We start from the raw sequence: 17,120 nt of genomic DNA on the forward strand, positions 1-17,120 counted from the left end.
GCTCGCGATAGCAGCACCGCGGTTTATCTGACTGAGCGCATCGCCTGCATCGCAGGCAAGCCAGCTCCCACAGGTTTTGCAGTGTTCCCAGAATTCGGGGCCTGCCACTGAACTCTGTGGGAGCGGGCTTGCTCGCGATAGCAGCACCGCGGTTTATCTGACTGAGCGCATCGCCTGCATCGCAGGCAAGCCAGCTCCCACAGGTTTTGCAGTGTTCACCGAATTCGGGGCCTGCCACGAAACTCTGTGGGAGCGAGCTTGCTCGCGATAGCAGCACCGCGGTTTATCTGACTGAGCGCATCGCCTGCTCGCGAGCAAGCCAGCTCCCACACGTGCTGCTTAATCCGCGCTGCCCCGCACCAACCGTTCCAGCGCCAGCAAGTCCGGGATTTTCGCCACATGATCGCCCACCTGTACCGCCGCGCGCTCCAGCGGGCACAGCGGCACGTCGACAAAGCTCAACTGGCTGTCGACCTTGTAGGAGCGCGGGATGCCCTGAATCACCATGGCCATGAATTTGAAATCCGGGTCACCACCCAGCGTGTTGAGGATGACGATCCGCGCCCGCTCACCGATCACCAGTGGCCCGCCGCATGCCGCTTCAAAGCTGATCAACGGCAGTTGGTGGTCGCGCCAGGTAATCTGGCGCAGGTGCCAGGGCGGGGAGTCGCTGCTGGGCTCGCCGCGCTGCCAGCCGATAAGCTCGGCAATGGCCACATTGGGCAGCAACAGATAGCGATCTGCTAGCGGCAGCAGCAAGCCGGTCAAGCTGCCCACGCGATGGTCAAGCATGGAAGTTGCTCCAGTAGGCAATGCGCTCCAGCAGCACGGACTCTTGATAAGGTTTGCCCAGGTAGTCGTTGACGCCAATGGCCATCGCCCGGTTCTGGTGTTTTTGCCCGGTGCGCGAAGTGATCATGATGATCGGCAGGTCCTTGAGGCGCGGGTCGTTACGCACGCGGGTAGCCACTTCGAAGCCGTCCATGCGCGGCATTTCAATGTCCAGCAGCATCAGGTCAGGGGTGTGCTCTTCCAGTACGCTCATGGCGTCGACCCCGTCCTTGGCCGTGATGACGTTCATGCCGTTGCGCTCCAGCAGGCGGCTGGTGACTTTGCGCACGGTGACCGAGTCGTCCACCACCAGTACCAGCGGCGGGCGCACGGCCGGGGTGAATTCCAGGGCGCCCACCGCCTCGTGCTGCGCCCGCTGCAACGGCTGACGCGCCTGATGGGCACGGATATAGGCCGGCAGGTCGAGGATCAGCACCACCCGCCCGTCCCCCAGAATGGTCGCGCCCGACAGGCCCTGTACCCCGGTAAATTGCGGGCCGAGGCTCTTGACCACAATCTCCCGCGAACCCAACAGCGCATCCACCTGCAACGCCACGCGCTGGTCCTGGCAATGCACCAGCAGCACCGGCAGCGAATGGCTTTCGCCCACCAGCTTGGGTTTGCCCACGGTTTGCAGCAACTCGCCCAGGTAACGCAGCTCGTAGGTTTGCCCACCGTAGTGATAAAGCGGCGGGTTGAGCTGGTAGTAGCCTTCCAGCTCGTTGGGCATGACGCGCACCACACCTTCAACGGTGTCGAGGGCAATGGCGTATTGTTCGTCTGCGCACTGCACCATCAAAGCCCGGTTGAGCGACACGCTGAAGGGCAGGCGAATCTGAAAATGCACGCCCTGGCCCGCCACCGAATCGATGGTCATGCTGCCGCCCAACTGGCGCACCTCTTCATGTACCACGTCCATGCCGACGCCACGCCCGGAGATCTGGGTGATTTTTTCGGCCGTGGAAAACCCGGGCTGCAGGATGAACTGCAGCACCTCACGGTCGCTGATGCTTGCTTCAGGGTTCAGCAAGCCACGCAGGATGGCTTTGCGGCGCACGGCTTCCAGCGGCACTCCCGCGCCATCGTCGTGCATGTCGAATACTACGTCGCCGCCTTCATAGGACAGTTCCAGGCTGATCAGCCCCTGCTCCGGCTTGCCGCTGGCATGGCGCACGTCGGCCGGTTCCAGGCCATGGTCGACGGCATTGCGCAGCATATGCTCCAGGGGCGCAACCATGCGTTCCAGAACGTTGCGATCGATCTCGGCTTCGGCATTGATCACGCTGAATTCAACCTGCTTGCCCAGCTCGCTGGCAACCTGGCGCACCACCCGCTTGAGGCGCGACAATACGCGCTCGAACGGCACCATGCGCGTGCCCATCAGGCCCTCTTGCAATTGCGTGTTCACCCGCGCCTGTTTTTGCAGCAGCCCGTGAGCGTCCTGGTAGCGGGCCGTCAGGGTCGCCTTGAGGTCGAGCAGATCGGAAGCTGATTCGAACAGGGCTCGGGACAGCTGCTGCAGCAGGGAATGGCGGTCCATTTCCAGCGGGTCGAATTCGTCGTAGGCCACGCCATCGGCTTCGGTGTGCGCGCGGTTGTGCAGGCGACCCTGGGTTTCGATGTCGAGGCGCCGCAGTTGATCCTGCATCCGCTCAAGGGTGGTCTGCATCTCGTTGAGGGCGACCTGACCGTCGTTGACCTGCTGTTCCACACGCCCCCGAATGATCGAGGCTTCACCCGCCAGGTTAACCAGGTCTTCGAGCAGCTCGGCCGGAACCTTGAGGGTGTCCAGCCCGGTGCGCTCACCTTCGGGCACCGGTGCAGGCGCAGGCTCGGGCTTGACCGGGGTGGCAGGTGTCGGCCGGGCGTTACGCTCAATCTGGCGGATTTTCTCGATCAGCACCTGGGGCGAAGGCAGCGCCTGACCACTGCGCAGCGCGTCAAGCATTTGCGCAAGCTGGTCGTGGCAACGCTGCAGCAACACAAAGAGCCCATCACTGGGCGTGATGGCACCTACCGAAATATCCTCGAAAAGGGTTTCAAGCTCATGGGAAAAATCGCCAATCGCGGCGACCTCCACCATCCGCGCCCCGCCCTTGAGGGTATGCAGGTCGCGCAGCAGGTTTTCCACTTCAAGGTGGCTTTGCGGCTCGGCTTGCCAACGCGCCAGGGCCGCACCCGAGCTTTCGAGAATATCGAAGGCTTCTTCGAGGAAGATTTCCTGTAACTGCGGATCTTCATTGCTCGGTGGCGCTTGCGGGGCAACGCTGCCAGCATCAGGCAGGGCTGCACTGTAAAGACGAAAGCCGCGAATCGCCTCGATCAGTTCATAAGGCTCGCTCAACGTTTGCTTGTGCAGCAATTTTTCAAGCATCAGCGCCAGTTGCTCGTGGCTGCGCTCCAGCAGGCGAGCCAGTGCCGGACTGTCACTCAGGCGCCGGTCCAGCAAGCCTTCATACAAGTGTTCAAGCTCATGGGCCAGTTCAGCGATCGGTTCAATACCGGCCATGCGCGCCCCACCCTTGAGGGTGTGCAAATCGCGCTGCAAGGACGACAGCGACGCCAGGCTGTCGGGTGCACTGAGCCAGCGCTGCAAGGCCTGCGCGGCACTCTCGAGGATGTCCACCGCCTCTTCGAGAAAAATCTCGACGATTTCATCATCGATGTCCTCGTCCTGGCCTCCACCCAATTGCCTGGTGGCGGCCCCCAGCTCGGTAACCCGCCCGCCATCACCGCGAATCAGCCCTGTGGCGTCAGGCGCGAGCCCTTCGTGCAGCAGCGCGTGCAGGGTCTGGACCAACTGCGGCTGCGGGGTGATTTCCTGCCCTGCCGCCAACTGGTCGAGCATGTTGATCAGGGCTTCCTGGGCATCATCGGCCGCTTCGAAAAAACGCTCGCTGGGTGCCAGGCTGCTTTCTTCGACCGCGCCATAGAGGTCAAGCAGGGCTTCGCACAGCGCATCCATGGGCTGCAAGTCCAGCAGGTGGGCAGACTCGCCCAGGGTGGTCAGCTGATCCAGCAGGCTGTCCAGGCCATCGCGTTCATGGGGGTTCTGGTGCCAGGTTTTAAGCAGCTCCTGGGCATCGAACAGAATGTCCATGCTCTCGGCCAGAAACTCGGCAATGCGCTGCGGGTCACGCCTGGCCACCCAACTGCTTGCAGGGCTATTGAGCAGGGTATCCAGGCGGCTGGCGATCAGTTGCTCGGTGCGCTCGATCAGTGAGCGCGCACCCTGGATCTCGGCCAGCGGGTCGCTATCCAGTTGCTTGAGCCCCGCATGCAGCAGGGTGTCAGCTTCCAGCAGCAGGTCGATTTCATCCTCTCCCAGGGCAAGCGTGTGCGCCTTGTATTCACGCACCAGATGGTCCAACGGCGCGGCCAGTTCAGCCATGGGCATCACGCCTGCCATATGTGCGCTGCCTTTGAGGGTGTGCACGGCCAGTTGCAAATCGTCACTGGCCTGCAGCGGCATGTGTGCACGGGCCTGGTCCAGAAAACGGTCAAGGCGCTCAAGGTGGGCTTGTGCTTCCTGACGGAAGATATCCAGCAACTGTGGATCGAAATTGCCGGCGTCCTGGGCAATCAACAGTGGTTGCGGCTCGCCTTGGGCCAGGTGCTGCGCGCGTGCGGCCAGTTGGTCGACGTCTTCGCGTTGACGCTGGCTTTGTTCGGCAAAGGCCTGAATCAGTTCGGGCAGCATGGCCATAACGTCTTCAAGCAGTTGGAAGATCTGCGCAGACGGCGCCACGCTACGCTCAATCACCCGGTTGAGCAGGTTTTCGACCGCCCACGCCAGCTCTGCCAGCACCAGCGCACGCACCATGCGCCCGCTGCCCTTGAGGGTATGGAAGCCGCGCCGCAACTCGGCCAGCGCAACACTGTCCGCCGGGTCGGCGACCCATTGCGGCAGGCTGTCGTGCAGGCTGATCAGGACTTCGTCCGTTTCTTCGAGAAAGACTTCCAGCAGTTCTTCGTCCAGCGGCGCTTCATCCACGGGTGGCGGTAGCAAACTGGCAGGCATGTGTTGCGCCGGAGGATTGAGCGCCGACAGCGGGCTGGCCAGTACATCGGCCAGGCCAGGCGCCTGCAGGTCCGGCATCAGCGATTGCTCTTGGCCGCCAGGCCTATCATCGGACAATGGCACGGGATGCGTCGCCGGCGCGTAACCCAGTGCAGCCAGGCTGTTTTCGGCTCGATCCAGCACCTGCTCGCTCGAAGCACCAGGGTCCTGGGCCAGGCGTTCCAGGTAATACTCAATGCTGATCAACGCATCGGCCAAGTGATCAAGTTGCTCGTGCGCGGGGTGATCAGACCCTTGCAGCACGCGCTCACGCAAATATTCATTGCAGGCTTGCAGCAAACTGGCCGCGCGATTCAGGGGAATCATCGCCAGCGCCCCGCGGATTTGCGTCAACAGCGCAGGCACGGACTGCAAGTGCTGGCGGTCGTACTCGGCCGCCAGATAATCGCCGATCAGGTCTTTGACTTCTTCAAGGCCGATGTGGGCTTCCTTGATCACCAACTGGTGAATCTGCATCAGGTCAGTGGTGGGCAACCGGCTTTCTTCACGCAGCGAGGGCTCGACGCTGCCGACCATACCGGCCAGGGTGGCCTCGACATAAAGCAGGGCCGAGGCCACATCCATCAACACCGCATCGGTGGGTTCGCGCTGGCCCTGGGCCAGGCTTTGCAACACCGCCAGTTGATCAATGATGACTTTACGCGGTTGCCCGAACCCCAGTACGGCCAGGGTGTCAGCGATCTGACGCAGTGGCGCCATCAGGCTGCTCAGTTCCGAGACATGCAGGCGATCACTGCGTACAAACAGGTCGAGGCGTTCCTTGACCCGCACCAGTTCTTCGCACAACGCCGCCACCACCGAGCGCATGGCATCCCGGTCAGGGCCGGCCAACCGCGCCCGCTCCTCGTCGACCATCGCCGCATCGGGCATGGCCTGATCCAGTTCGTAGTGGTTTTTCAGCGCGAGCATTTTCGTGGTCGGATGCTCGGCCTTGGCAATATAAAACAGCAGGCTGGTCAGCAGGTCTTCGGGGGCAGGATGGTTGATGGCCTCGATGCCCTGTGCCAGCAGGCGCTTGAGTTCCTTGTCGGATTTTTTCAGCAGGCTGCGCAGGGCCGGGCTGTTGGGTACCCGACCTTTAAGCATGCCGTCGATCAGTGCAGCGGCAATTTTCCACAAGGCGTTGAGCGGTGCTCCCTGGCAAATGCCTTGCAGTTGCGCGAACACCGCGGCCATTTTTTCCAGGTTGGCCTGCACCGCTTCACCGCGGCGCAAAGCCAGGAACGCGGCCTGCAGGGTGTGGCGCATCACGCGCAGCTGGCTCGGCAAGTCAGCAGGTGCCAGCCGGGCCAGGGCGGCCTCATCCAGGGCGGGCAACACCTGCAAGGGCGGGCTGAACAGGCTGGTTTCCGAGAGCAGGGCCTGGCCACGGGCGCTGCGCAAATCGTTGAGCAACGGCAACACCACCAGGGGCCAGTCGCGCCGGGCACTGTGGACGCGGTCCAGATACAACGGCAATTGGCTGAACGCTTGCTGCAGCAGGCGCAGGGCTTCATCGAGCTGGCTGACGCGGCCCTCCTGCAGGGCAATCACCAGTTGCTCCATCTCTTCGGCCAGCAAAGCCGCGCCATAGAATTCCACCATCAGCAAACTGCCATGCACCTGATGAATGCAATCCAGGCACTGTTCCAGCACGTCGGCGGCTGGCCGCTGGGCATAGGCGTCCAGCGCCACTCGGGCCTGTTTCAGGGTATGGGCAATTTCGCCTTTGACCCATTCAAGGGCCACATAGTCGTGCCGGTCAACCATAACGACTCCAGTCAGAATTGCAGCGCATTACTGTGGCTCATGGTCTTTGGACGGAGCAGGCAAAGTAAAACCGGACACCGAGCGCCGCAGCTGGCTGGCCATTTTGGCCAGATTGCCGATGCTTTCGGCGGTCGCCGTGGAGCCGGACGAGGTCTGATTGGTGATTTGCTGAATGACACTCATGGTCAGGGAAATCTGCGCCGCCGAAGTGGTCTGCTTTTGTGCGGCATTGGAGATACTTTGAATCAGGTCTGCCAGGTTTTGCGACACCCCTTCGATCTCTTCCAGCGCCACGCCAGCGTCATGGGCCAGACGGGCACCGCGCACCACTTCGGTAGTGGTTTGCTCCATCGAAATCACGGCCTCGTTGGTATCGGCCTGAATGGCCCGCACCAGGGTTTCGATTTGCCGCGTCGCCGCCGATGAGCGCTCGGCCAGGCGCTGCACTTCGTCGGCCACCACGGCAAAGCCGCGCCCGGCATCACCGGCCATCGAGGCCTGAATGGCAGCGTTGAGCGCCAAAATATTGGTCTGATCGGCAATATCATCAATCAGGCTGACGATATCGCCGATTTCCTGTGAGGACTCGCCAAGACGCTTGATTCGCTTGGCGGTGTCCTGGATCTGATCGCGAATATTGTCCATGCCGCGGATGGTGTTATGAACCACTTCATTGCCCTTGTTGGCAATCGCTACGGAACGCTCGGCAACCGCCGAAGATTCGGAAGCGTTGGCCGATACCTCGTCGATCGAATGGGCCATTTCCTGGATCGCCCCGGAGGCCTCGGCAATCTGCTGGGCCTGATGCTCGGAAGCTTCGGCCAGCTGCATGGCGGTGGCCTGGGTTTCCTGTACCGCTGCCGCGACCTGGCCTGCTGTCAGGTTGATGGTGGCCACCAGTTCACGCAGCTGGTCGATGGAGTAATTGATCGAGTCGGCGATGGCACCGGTGAAATCTTCGGTCACCGAGGCGGTCACCGTCAGGTCGCCGTCCGCCAGATCGGCAATCTCGTCAAGCAAGCGCATGATCGCGTTCTGGTTTCGCTCGTTCTTTTCCGCCGTCTCGCGCAATTGGCGATTGGTTTCGCGCACCATCACCAGGCCGATCAAGATAATCGATGCCAGTGCCAGCAAGCCCAGAACATAACCGCCGATGATATCCAGCGAGCGCCCGCTGGCGAGGTTTTCAAAACCATTGGCCAGGGTCGAGGCTTCATCGAGGAGGGTTTGCGACAGGCTGAAAATGTTGTTTGCCGCTTCGCGCACATGGAACAGTTGCGGCGAGGTTTCAAGGATTTCATCCACCGTACCGGACACAAACTGGAACAGCTCGGAAATCTCCTGCAAGCGGGCGCGGGCATCCTTGTCTTCAACCTGGGTAATTCTCATCCCTTCATTGCCTTCGAGCATGCCGTTGAGCACCAGCCCGAAGCGGTTGGCATCACGGCCAAAGGCACCGGCGGCCTGGGCAGCGTTTTCGTCACCGGCCAGCACGGTATTGACCGCACCCAGAATACGCTCGGCCAACAAGGACTGGCGCTGGGCCAGAGCTACCTGGCTGGCAGGGGCGCCTCGCTGCAAAAGGATTTCGACGACTTTTTCGTATTCAACCTGCAACTGCGGCACGGTCTCGGCCAGGGTTGCAGCCACCTGATGCAGCGACAGCACGGTTTGTTCGCTGGCCAGAATGGCGTTGACGTTGTTGAGCAGCAGCTCCCAGTCACGTTGCACCGCCTGCATTTCTTTATGTACGGCTGCAGGAGCAGGAGGCAGGCCGGTGGCCGGGTCGCCTTTTCTCAGATAACCCCAGCGCTGGCTGAAATCATTGCGCGCATCAATCAGCAACTTGAATGCGGCGGCTTTGCCGGCAGCGGCCTCGGTGGCGTTTTTGGCGATACGCTGGGACAGCACCCGCAACTCACCTGCGTGGCTGATGTACTGCTTGTCGTAGTTGGACTGGGTATTGAGGTAAGCAAAGTTGGCGAATAACAGCATGATGAACACGATCAGGGCGATAAAAAGCACGATGATCTGCGAACGACTGCGCGACCCTTCCAGTGGTTTAGCGGTATTGGCTGTGGTCATCGATCAGGTCCCGAAATCCCGTTTTAAAGCTGAAAGCCTGCTCATACGGCCACCGCCCAGAACTGTGGCGCCCGGGCCAGGGCAAACGGGCTGAACACCCACCACAGGTGCTCAGCGGCAAAGTGCCCTTGCACATAAGGTGCAAATACCGGGTGGGGCAAGGTTTGCGTATCCGTATTGAGGTCGGCATGGGCGAAGTGCTGCATGCCCTGCACTTCATCGACCTGCAAGCCGACAAACACGTCTTTGTATTCCAGCACCAATACACGGCGCTGTTTACGCAAGGGTGACAGCTCGACCCCGAAAAAACCGCACAAATCCATGATCGGCAGCAGTTGCCCACGCAAATTGGCCACGCCCTTGACCCAGGGTTTTACCCCGGGCAGCAGGGTGAACCGTGGTTCATGCAGGATCTCGGCAATTTCGCCCATCGGCGCCACAAAACAATGCTCGCCGATGCGAAAACCAATACCGCTCCAGGTGTCGAGCTGCGCCTGTGCAGGCGCCAGACCCGCCGCCAGCGAGCGACAACGCTGGTCGATCTCAAGCAGCAGTTCGAAGGCTGTCAGTGCGCCGGGCATAGGATGACCGTCATTTAGGAGGGTTTTCTTCCAGGATTTGTTTCACCTTGAGGATCAGTTGCTCTTCATCCACCGGTTTGGTCAGGTAGCCCTTGGCACCCTGGCGCTGGGCCCAGACCATGTCGGTTTCCTGATCCTTGGTCGTCACGACGATCACCGGGATCTTGCCGGTTTCCGGATCTTTTGTGAGCTGACGCGTCGCCTGAAAGCCGTTGAGGCCCGGCATCACAATGTCCATCAAGACCACATCGGGCTTTTCCTGACGCGCCAGGGCAACACCGTCTGCGCCGTTTTCGGCCTTGAGCACTACATGGCCGTGCTTTTCGAGCATGCCGGTCAATTTGTACATTTCAGTCGGCGAATCATCGACGATCAGAATGCGAGCCATGGTGTTCCCCATTTATCAGGTGGTTGGCCGGCTGGCCGGTGTTATTGGGCACTTTGGGTGATAGTGAAGGCTGGCACATGTGCCTTGATTGCGCTCAGCAGTTCGTCGCGACTGAAGGGCTTGGTCAAAAATTGATCAGAGCCAACAATCCGCCCCTTGGCCTTGTCGAACAGACCGTCCTTGGACGACAACATGATCACCGGGATCGACTTGAAAGCCCGGTTGCTCTTGATCAGGGCGCAGGTCTGATAGCCATCCAGGCGCGGCATCATGATGTCGACAAAGATAATGTGCGGGTGGTGGTCGACAATCTTGGCCAGCGCATCAAAGCCATCGATGGCGGTAATCACCTCGCAGCCCACGTTTTTCAAGAGTGTTTCGGCGGTGCGGCGAATGGTTTTCGAATCGTCGATCACCATCACCTTCAAGGCGCTGGAATGCTTTTCCATATCTGCTCTACCATCGCCAAGGCGACCCGTTTTGTTACAACTGTACGGCCTGAAACCCCAACTCCTTGATGGACAAGGGCTGCAAGCACTGTGCGAGCCTTTTTAGCACAGTCACGACCTTCAATCTATCGAAGGGCTGCGGGCTGACTGGAGCAGGCGGTTTTTCCTTGACCGGGGCCACACTCAGCGCCACTCTGGCGCCACTTTTCAAAGCCTTTGCGCCCACTATTTATTTGAGGAATTTGCCATGAGCGTTCGAGTCGGGATTGTCATGGACCCCATTGCGGGCATCTCCTATAAAAAGGACAGCTCGCTGGCCATGTTGCTGGCAGCCCAGGACCGTGGCTGGACCCTGTTCTACATGGAGCAGCAAGACCTTTACCTGAATGAAGGCAAGGCCCGGGCCCGCATGAAGCCGCTGAAGGTGTTCGCCAACCCGCAAAACTGGTTTGAGCTGGACGCCGAGACCGACACGGCCCTGAGCGATCTGGACGTGATCCTGATGCGCAAGGACCCGCCCTTCGACATGGAGTTTGTGTACTCCACCTACCTGCTGGAACAGGCCGAGCGCGATGGCGTACTGATCGTCAACAAACCGCAGAGCCTGCGCGACTGTAACGAAAAACTGTTCGCCACCCAGTTCACCCAATGCACGCCGCCAACCGTGGTCAGCCGCCGCGCCGACGTGCTGCGTGAATTTGCTGCCTTGCACGGTGACGTGATCCTCAAACCGCTGGACGGCATGGGCGGCACCTCGATTTTCCGCCACCGAGTGGGCGACCCGAACCTGTCGGTGATTCTCGAAACCCTGACCAACAACGGCACTCAGCAGATCATGGCGCAGGGCTATTTGCCGGCGATCAAGGATGGCGACAAACGCATCCTGATGATTGACGGCGAGCCGGTAGATTACTGCCTGGCGCGTATTCCGGCGCAAGGTGAGACCCGCGGCAACCTCGCCGCAGGCGGTCGTGGCGAAGCCCGCCCGTTGAGCGAAAAGGACCGCTGGATTGCAGCTCAGGTCGGCCCGACGCTGCGTGAAAAGGGTCTGCTATTTGTAGGTCTGGACGTAATCGGTGAGCACCTGACTGAAATCAACGTTACCAGCCCGACCTGCATCCGCGAGATCGATAATGCGTTCGGCACCAATATCGGCGCCCTGTTGATGGATGCGATCGAGCGCAAGCTCGCTGCACGCTGATCTGCAAGCCCTATAAAAGACCAACATTGCGCTATCATGGGCACCCCGTGAAACCCGCGATGTTGGTCTTTTTGCCATGACACTTCCCAACGACCTGCCCCCCGAGCTCGGCCATAAAGGCGTGCGTGCGGCCGATCGCCTCGGATTTACCCTGTTTGTCGCGGCACTGCTGCATATTGCAGTGATCGTCGGCGTGGGGTTCAACATGGAAGCGCCCAAACAGATCAGCAAAACCCTGGAAATCACCCTGTCCACGTTCAAAAGCGAAAAAGCGCCGGAAAAAGCCGACTTTTTAGCCCAGGACAACCAGCAGGGCAGCGGCACGCTGGACAAGAAAGCGGTGCCCAAGACGACGGAAATCGCCCCTTTCCAGGACAACAGCGTCAAGAAGGTCACCCCGCCGCCTGCCGCCAAACCCGAACAGACCCAGGCCGCACCCAAGGCCGCCGTGACTACCGTGGCGCCCACGGCAAAAAAAGCCCCGAGCCAGCCGCAGAAGGTCAAGACCGAAGCGGCACCCAAGGCCAGCATTCCAACGTTCGACAGTTCCCAGCTGTCCAGCGAGATTTCCAGCCTCGAAGCCGAACTGGCCAACGAGCAGCAGCTGTACGCCAAGCGCCCGAAGATCTACCGCATGAGCGCGGCTTCGACCATGCGCGACAAGGGCGCCTGGTATAAAGAAGACTGGCGCAAGAAGATTGAACGCATCGGCAACCTCAACTACCCCGAGCAGGCACGCCGGGAAAAGATCTACGGCAAACTGCGCCTGCTGGTGTCGATCAACCGCGACGGTTCGCTGCATGAAGTGCTGGTGCTTGAATCGTCGGGCCAGCCGCTGCTGGACCAGGCGGCACAACGCATCGTGCGCCTGGCGGCACCTTTTGCCCCCTTTACCGGTGATCTGGCGGACATCGACCGGCTGGAGATCATCCGCACCTGGAAATTCGCCGAAGGCGACCGCCTGTCCAGCAACTGAACTACTGTGGGAGCGGGCTTGCTCGCGATTGGATCGCTGCGTTTTAACGTTAAACCGCGCCGCCTGTATCGCGAGCAAGCCCGCTCCCACAAAGACCCAGGAATCTTGAGCTGCAAACTTGTCAGTTCACGCTGCCAGCGCCACACTAAGACTCATGAAAAAACACGCGCCGACTTACCTCAAGCATCAATTCCTGATCGCCATGCCCCATATGGCCGACCCGAACTTTGCCCACTCCTTGACCTACATCGTCGAGCACACGGCCAATGGTGCCATGGGGTTGATGATCAACCGTCCGCTGGAACTGAACCTGGCGGATGTTCTTGAGCAGTTGCGCCCGGAAAAACTTTCTTCACCCCTGTGCCAGCACGTGCCGGTCTTCGGTGGCGGGCCTGTCATGATCGACCGTGGCTTTGTCCTGCATCCGGCAAGCATGAACTTTGACGCGACCGTCGAACTCGACGACGGGCTGGCCCTGAGTACCTCTGCCGATGTGTTGTTCAGCATTGCCGACGGCCGCGGCCCGAACCGCAGCCTGATCTGCCTGGGCTATGCCGGCTGGGATGCTGGCCAGCTGGAGGCCGAATTGGCCGACAACGCCTGGCTGACCTGCCCCTATTCCGCTCATATCCTGTTTGATACCCCAAGCGAGCTGCGCCTCGACGCAGCCGCCAAACACCTCGGAGTGAACCTCAATTTGTTAAGCACCCAAGCAGGCCATTGCTGATGGCCAGCCTTCGTTTACTGCTGGGCTTCGACTACGGCACCCGCTCCATCGGCGTGGCTGTGGGCCAGATGATTACTGGCCAGGCCCGCGAACTGTGCAACCTGAAAGCCGAGAATGGCATCCCCAAGTGGGAAGAAATCGAAAAGCTGATCAAGGAGTGGCAGCCCGACGCAATGGTGGTCGGCATGCCCCTGAACATGGACGGCACCCCGAGCGACTTCTGCGCCCGGGCGCAGAAATTTGCCAATCGTCTGAATGGCCGCTTCAATTTGCCGGTTTTTACCCATGATGAACGCCTGACCACCTTCGAGGCCAAGGGCGAGCGCCGGGCCCAGGGCGGCCAGCGCGGCAGCTACCGCGACAACCCCGTTGATGCCATCGCCGCCAAACTGGTGCTGCAAGGCTGGCTCGACGAAAACCCGGCGCACTCTCAAGACTGACCCGGCGCTTGTACAATTGACCCGCCTCATTGTTTGCGCCCGCCGCCGCACGTTCTGCTGCGCGGGCCTTTTAAGGAGCCACCATGATCCTGCCTGTTCCCGCTGAACTGATCTCCCAGATGGCCCTTGATCTCAAGGCCCACCTGGCCCGTCGCGGTATCACCGAACCACGTTACATCGGTATCCGCACCGGCGGCATCTGGGTTGCCCAGGCGCTGCTCAAGGCGCTGAACAGCGACGCCCCGCTGGGCACGCTGGACGTGTCGTTCTACCGCGATGATTTCAGCCAGAACGGCCTGCACCCGCAAGTGCGGCCTTCCGAATTGCCATTCGAAATTGAAGGCCAGCACCTGGTGCTGATCGACGATGTGCTGATGAGCGGTCGGACCATTCGCGCAGCGCTGAACGAGCTGTTCGACTATGGTCGTCCGGCCAGCGTGACCCTGGTCAGCCTGCTGGACCTGGACGCCGCCGAGCTGCCGATCCGTCCGGATGTGGTGGGCGCGACCTTGTCGCTCAAGCCGAGCGAGCGGGTAAAATTGTCCGGCCCCGCGCCACTGACACTCGAACTTCAAGACCTAGCCCTCTAAGAGACCATTGCGATGACGCCTACAGACGCCAAGCGCCCGCTGCAGCTCAATGATCAGGGCCAGCTGCGCCACTTTCTGTCGCTCGACGGTTTGCCCCGTGAACTGCTGACAGAAATCCTCGACACCGCCGACTCGTTCCTTGAAGTCGGCGCCCGAGCCGTGAAAAAAGTCCCGTTGTTGCGCGGCAAGACCGTGTGCAACGTGTTCTTCGAAAACTCCACCCGCACCCGCACCACCTTTGAAATGGCCGCCCAGCGCCTGTCGGCCGACGTGATCACGCTGAACGTGTCGACCTCGTCGGCGAGCAAGGGCGAAACCCTGCTCGACACCCTGCGCAACCTAGAAGCCATGGCCGCCGACATGTTTGTGGTGCGCCACGGTGACTCCGGCGCCGCGCACTTCATTGCCGAGCACGTGTGCCCGCAGGTGGCAATCATCAACGGCGGCGACGGCCGCCATGCCCACCCGACCCAGGGCATGCTCGACATGCTGACCATCCGTCGGCACAAGGGCGGCTTCGAAAACCTGTCGGTGGCCATCGTCGGTGACATCCTGCACTCGCGGGTGGCACGTTCGAACATGATCGCCCTCAAGACCCTGGGTTGTAAGGACATTCGCGTTATCGCGCCGAAGACCCTGTTGCCGATCGGCATCGAGCAGTACGGCGTGAAGGTCTACACCGACATGACCGAAGGCCTGAAAGACGTGGATGTGGTGATCATGCTGCGCCTGCAGCGCGAGCGCATGTCCGGTGGCCTGCTGCCGAGCGAAGGCGAGTTCTACCGCCTGTTCGGCCTGACCACCGCCCGCCTGGCCGGGGCCAAGCCTGATTGCATCGTGATGCACCCGGGGCCGATCAACCGGGGGGTCGAGATTGAATCCGCGGTGGCCGATGGCCCGCACTCGGTGATCCTCAACCAGGTGACCTATGGCATTGCCGTGCGCATGGCGGTGTTGTCCATGACCATGAGCGGGCAAACCGCCCAGCGCCAATTCGAACAGGAGAACGCCCAGTGAAGCTCAGCATTCTCGGCGCCCGTGTAATTGATCCGACCAGCCAGCTGGATCAAGTGACTGACCTGCACCTGGAGGCCGGCAAGATCGTTGCCATTGGCGCAGCGCCAGCCGGTTTCACCCCGACGCAAACCATCGAAGCCAAAGGCCTGGTGGCCGCCCCCGGGCTGGTTGACCTCAACGTTGCCCTGCGTGAACCGGGCTACAGCCGCAAAGGCACCATCGCCAGCGAGACCCGCGCGGCTGCGGCCGGTGGCGTCACCAGCCTGTGCTGCCCACCGCACACCAAGCCGGTGCTGGACACCTCGGCCGTTGCCGAGCTGATCCTTGACCGCGCCCGCGAAGCCGGTAACTGCAAGGTGTTCCCGATCGGTGCATTGAGCAAAGGCCTGGACGGCGAGCAACTGGCCGAACTGATCGCCCTGCGTGACGCGGGCTGCGTGGCATTTGGCAACGGCCTCAACAGTTTCAGCAACACCCGCACCCTGTGCCGGGCACTGGAGTACGCCGCCACGTTCGACCTGACGGTGATCTTCCACTCCCAGGATCGTGATCTGGCCGAAGGCGGGATTGCCCACGACGGTGCAATGGCTGCGTTCCGAGGCTTGCCGGGCATTCCGGAAACCGCCGAAACCGTAGCCCTGGCCCGCGACCTGCTGCTGGTTGAACAAAGTGGCGTGCGCGCACACTTCAGCCAGCTGACCAGCGCCCGTGGCGTGGCCCTGATCGCTCAGGCCCAGGCTCGTGGCCTGAAAGTCACTGCGGATGTAGCCTTGTATCAGTTGATTCTGACTGACGAAGCGCTGGTGGATTTTTCCAGCGTTTACCATGTGCAACCGCCACTGCGCACCCGCGCCGACCGTGACGGCCTGCGCGAAGCTGTGAAGTCGGGCGTGGTGCAAGCCATCTCCAGCCATCACCAGCCCCACGAACGCGATGCCAAACTGGCACCATTCGGCGCGACCGAACCGGGCATGAGCAGTGTTGAAGTGCTGCTACCGCTGGCGATGACATTGGTGGAAGACGGCTTGCTCGACCTGCCGACGCTGCTCAACCGCCTGAGCGCTGGCCCGGCTGACGCCTTGCGCCTGCCAGCCGGCAAGCTGGCAGTGGGTTCGGCGGCGGACCTGGTGCTGTTTGACCCGGCGGCCTCGACCCTGGTCGGTGAACAATGGCACTCCAAAGGCGACAACTGCCCGTTCCTCGGCCATTGCCTGCCGAGTGCCGTGCGTTACACGCTGGTAGATGGGCGGATCAGTTACGAAGGCTAACGCGCTACCAATAACCTGTAGTCGTGGGAGCGAGCCTGCTCGCGAAGATCATTCGCGAGCAGGCTCGCTCCCACATAGGCAGGATTTGTGTCTTAACGACGCTCTGCGTTCTTGATCGAAATCTGATCGTTCAGAGTCCAGAAGTCATACAGGACGCCGATCAGGAAAAAACCGCCGGTGAACAGGTAAATGATCCCTGTGATCCATTTGCCCATGTACATCCGATGTACGCCCAAGACGCCCAGAAACGTCAGCAGAATCCAGGCCACGCTGTAGTCAGTATTACCTGCGGTAAACCGCAAGTCGGCTTCACGGTCCATGCTCGGGATCAGGAACAAGTCGATCAACCAGCCAATACCCAACAAGCCCAGGGTGAAAAACCAGATCGTCCCGGTTACCGGCTTGCCGTAATAAAAGCGGTGCGCGCCCAGGAAACCAAAAATCCACAGCAAATAGCCCAGCACTTTGCTGTGAGTATCGCGCTGAACATCGTCTCGATAGCCGCTCATAAATGCCCTCTTTGCTGCTGATAGAAAAATATTGTGAAGTTTTTTGTGACTTTTTTACTGTCGTGCAAAAGGTAAAAGTGTCTTACAGAAATTGGCGCAAAGCCTTGTGTTACCTGACCTGCACCCTCGCCATGCGACAATTTGCCATCATCGTTACGGAAATTGACCCTACAGTCCACCTGACAAATGGCCTGAGAAAGGACAAAAAAGCTGTTATAAAGTTTCGCG

At 60.7% G+C, this 17,120-nt stretch carries 14 protein-coding genes; 7 read left to right on the plus strand and 7 right to left on the minus strand.

All coding sequences use genetic code 11. The features are described from left to right. Positions 1 to 339 precede the first annotated feature (339 nt). From FHL07_RS08075 to pilG, 6 genes are read right to left on the minus strand one after another with little or no spacing between them, the layout of a single operon-like run. Positions 340 to 792 (minus strand): chemotaxis protein CheW, encoded by a 453-nt coding sequence (locus FHL07_RS08075; RefSeq protein WP_094999869.1) that lies wholly within the window; start codon positions 790 to 792, stop codon positions 340 to 342. Next, positions 785 to 6,661, minus strand: a complete 5,877-nt coding sequence (locus FHL07_RS08080; protein ID WP_138738358.1) for an Hpt domain-containing protein — start codon at positions 6,659 to 6,661, stop codon at positions 785 to 787. Before FHL07_RS08080 ends, FHL07_RS08075 begins: the two co-directional genes overlap by 8 nt. A gap of 27 nt (positions 6,662 to 6,688) precedes the next feature. Further along, positions 6,689 to 8,746, minus strand: coding sequence for a methyl-accepting chemotaxis protein (locus FHL07_RS08085; RefSeq protein WP_094999867.1), 2,058 nt, complete (start codon positions 8,744 to 8,746; stop codon positions 6,689 to 6,691). Positions 8,747 to 8,787: 41 nt separating this feature from the next. Further along, entirely contained in the window at positions 8,788 to 9,327 is a 540-nt protein-coding gene (locus tag FHL07_RS08090; RefSeq protein ID WP_094999866.1) for a chemotaxis protein CheW, read from the minus strand. Between the two features lie 10 nt (positions 9,328 to 9,337). Further along, positions 9,338 to 9,715, minus strand: coding sequence for a twitching motility response regulator PilH (gene pilH, locus FHL07_RS08095; protein WP_094999865.1), 378 nt, complete (start codon positions 9,713 to 9,715; stop codon positions 9,338 to 9,340). A 41-nt stretch (positions 9,716 to 9,756) separates the two neighbouring features. After that, positions 9,757 to 10,164 carry a twitching motility response regulator PilG gene (gene pilG, locus FHL07_RS08100; RefSeq protein WP_095019610.1) on the minus strand — a complete coding sequence of 136 codons (408 nt, stop codon included), beginning with the start codon at positions 10,162 to 10,164 and terminating at the stop codon, positions 9,757 to 9,759. Positions 10,165 to 10,411: 247 nt separating this feature from the next. Between pilG and gshB the strand changes: the two genes are divergently transcribed. The 7 genes from gshB to FHL07_RS08135 all read left to right on the plus strand — a co-directional run bounded on the left by gshB (position 10,412) and on the right by FHL07_RS08135 (position 16,383). Then, positions 10,412 to 11,365 (plus strand): glutathione synthase, encoded by a 954-nt coding sequence (gene gshB / locus FHL07_RS08105; RefSeq protein ID WP_138738359.1) that lies wholly within the window; start codon positions 10,412 to 10,414, stop codon positions 11,363 to 11,365. A 76-nt stretch (positions 11,366 to 11,441) separates the two neighbouring features. After that, positions 11,442 to 12,341, plus strand: a complete 900-nt coding sequence (locus tag FHL07_RS08110; protein ID WP_133144071.1) for an energy transducer TonB — start codon at positions 11,442 to 11,444, stop codon at positions 12,339 to 12,341. 154 nt (positions 12,342 to 12,495) lie between these two features. Next, a complete protein-coding gene (locus FHL07_RS08115) occupies positions 12,496 to 13,068 on the plus strand; it encodes a YqgE/AlgH family protein (RefSeq protein ID WP_094999861.1) in 573 nt (190 codons plus the stop codon). After that, a complete protein-coding gene (ruvX, locus tag FHL07_RS08120; protein WP_088378774.1) occupies positions 13,068 to 13,508 on the plus strand; it encodes a Holliday junction resolvase RuvX in 441 nt (146 codons plus the stop codon). Before FHL07_RS08115 ends, ruvX begins: the two co-directional genes overlap by 1 nt. An 83-nt stretch (positions 13,509 to 13,591) precedes the next feature. Further along, complete coding sequence (pyrR, locus tag FHL07_RS08125; RefSeq protein ID WP_095023228.1) at positions 13,592 to 14,098, plus strand: bifunctional pyr operon transcriptional regulator/uracil phosphoribosyltransferase PyrR; 507 nt, start codon at positions 13,592 to 13,594, stop codon at positions 14,096 to 14,098. Positions 14,099 to 14,110: 12 nt separating this feature from the next. Next, positions 14,111 to 15,115 (plus strand): aspartate carbamoyltransferase catalytic subunit, encoded by a 1,005-nt coding sequence (locus FHL07_RS08130; protein WP_094999859.1) that lies wholly within the window; start codon positions 14,111 to 14,113, stop codon positions 15,113 to 15,115. After that, on the plus strand, positions 15,112 to 16,383 hold the full coding sequence (locus FHL07_RS08135; protein ID WP_094999858.1) for a dihydroorotase: 1,272 nt from the start codon (positions 15,112 to 15,114) through the stop codon (positions 16,381 to 16,383). The genes FHL07_RS08130 and FHL07_RS08135 overlap by 4 nt, the downstream gene beginning before the upstream one ends. A gap of 92 nt (positions 16,384 to 16,475) precedes the next feature. Here the strand turns inward: FHL07_RS08135 and FHL07_RS08140 are convergent, their stop codons facing one another. Continuing rightward, positions 16,476 to 16,892 (minus strand): NINE protein, encoded by a 417-nt coding sequence (locus tag FHL07_RS08140; protein WP_094999857.1) that lies wholly within the window; start codon positions 16,890 to 16,892, stop codon positions 16,476 to 16,478. Positions 16,893 to 17,120: the final 228 nt, after the last annotated feature.

The organism is Pseudomonas sp. FSL W7-0098 (assembly GCF_005930585.1).
In the GTDB taxonomy this organism is placed as follows: domain Bacteria; phylum Pseudomonadota; class Gammaproteobacteria; order Pseudomonadales; family Pseudomonadaceae; genus Aquipseudomonas; species Aquipseudomonas bubulae.

Excerpts from the sequence above, each read along its gene's own strand:
- pilG (WP_095019610.1), bottom strand. The coding sequence starts at position 10,164 with ATGGAAAAGCATTCCAGCGCCTTGAAGGTGATGGTGATCGACGATTCG.
- FHL07_RS08110 (WP_133144071.1), top strand. The coding sequence starts at position 11,442 with ATGACACTTCCCAACGACCTGCCCCCCGAGCTCGGCCATAAAGGCGTG.
- ruvX (WP_088378774.1), top strand. The coding sequence starts at position 13,068 with ATGGCCAGCCTTCGTTTACTGCTGGGCTTCGACTACGGCACCCGCTCC.
- FHL07_RS08080 (WP_138738358.1), bottom strand. The coding sequence starts at position 6,661 with ATGGTTGACCGGCACGACTATGTGGCCCTTGAATGGGTCAAAGGCGAA.
- pyrR (WP_095023228.1), top strand. The coding sequence starts at position 13,592 with ATGATCCTGCCTGTTCCCGCTGAACTGATCTCCCAGATGGCCCTTGAT.
- FHL07_RS08140 (WP_094999857.1), bottom strand. The coding sequence starts at position 16,892 with ATGAGCGGCTATCGAGACGATGTTCAGCGCGATACTCACAGCAAAGTG.
- FHL07_RS08130 (WP_094999859.1), top strand. The coding sequence starts at position 14,111 with ATGACGCCTACAGACGCCAAGCGCCCGCTGCAGCTCAATGATCAGGGC.
- FHL07_RS08075 (WP_094999869.1), bottom strand. The coding sequence starts at position 792 with ATGCTTGACCATCGCGTGGGCAGCTTGACCGGCTTGCTGCTGCCGCTA.
- FHL07_RS08115 (WP_094999861.1), top strand. The coding sequence starts at position 12,496 with ATGAAAAAACACGCGCCGACTTACCTCAAGCATCAATTCCTGATCGCC.
- pilH (WP_094999865.1), bottom strand. The coding sequence starts at position 9,715 with ATGGCTCGCATTCTGATCGTCGATGATTCGCCGACTGAAATGTACAAA.
- FHL07_RS08085 (WP_094999867.1), bottom strand. The coding sequence starts at position 8,746 with ATGACCACAGCCAATACCGCTAAACCACTGGAAGGGTCGCGCAGTCGT.
- gshB (WP_138738359.1), top strand. The coding sequence starts at position 10,412 with ATGAGCGTTCGAGTCGGGATTGTCATGGACCCCATTGCGGGCATCTCC.
- FHL07_RS08090 (WP_094999866.1), bottom strand. The coding sequence starts at position 9,327 with ATGCCCGGCGCACTGACAGCCTTCGAACTGCTGCTTGAGATCGACCAG.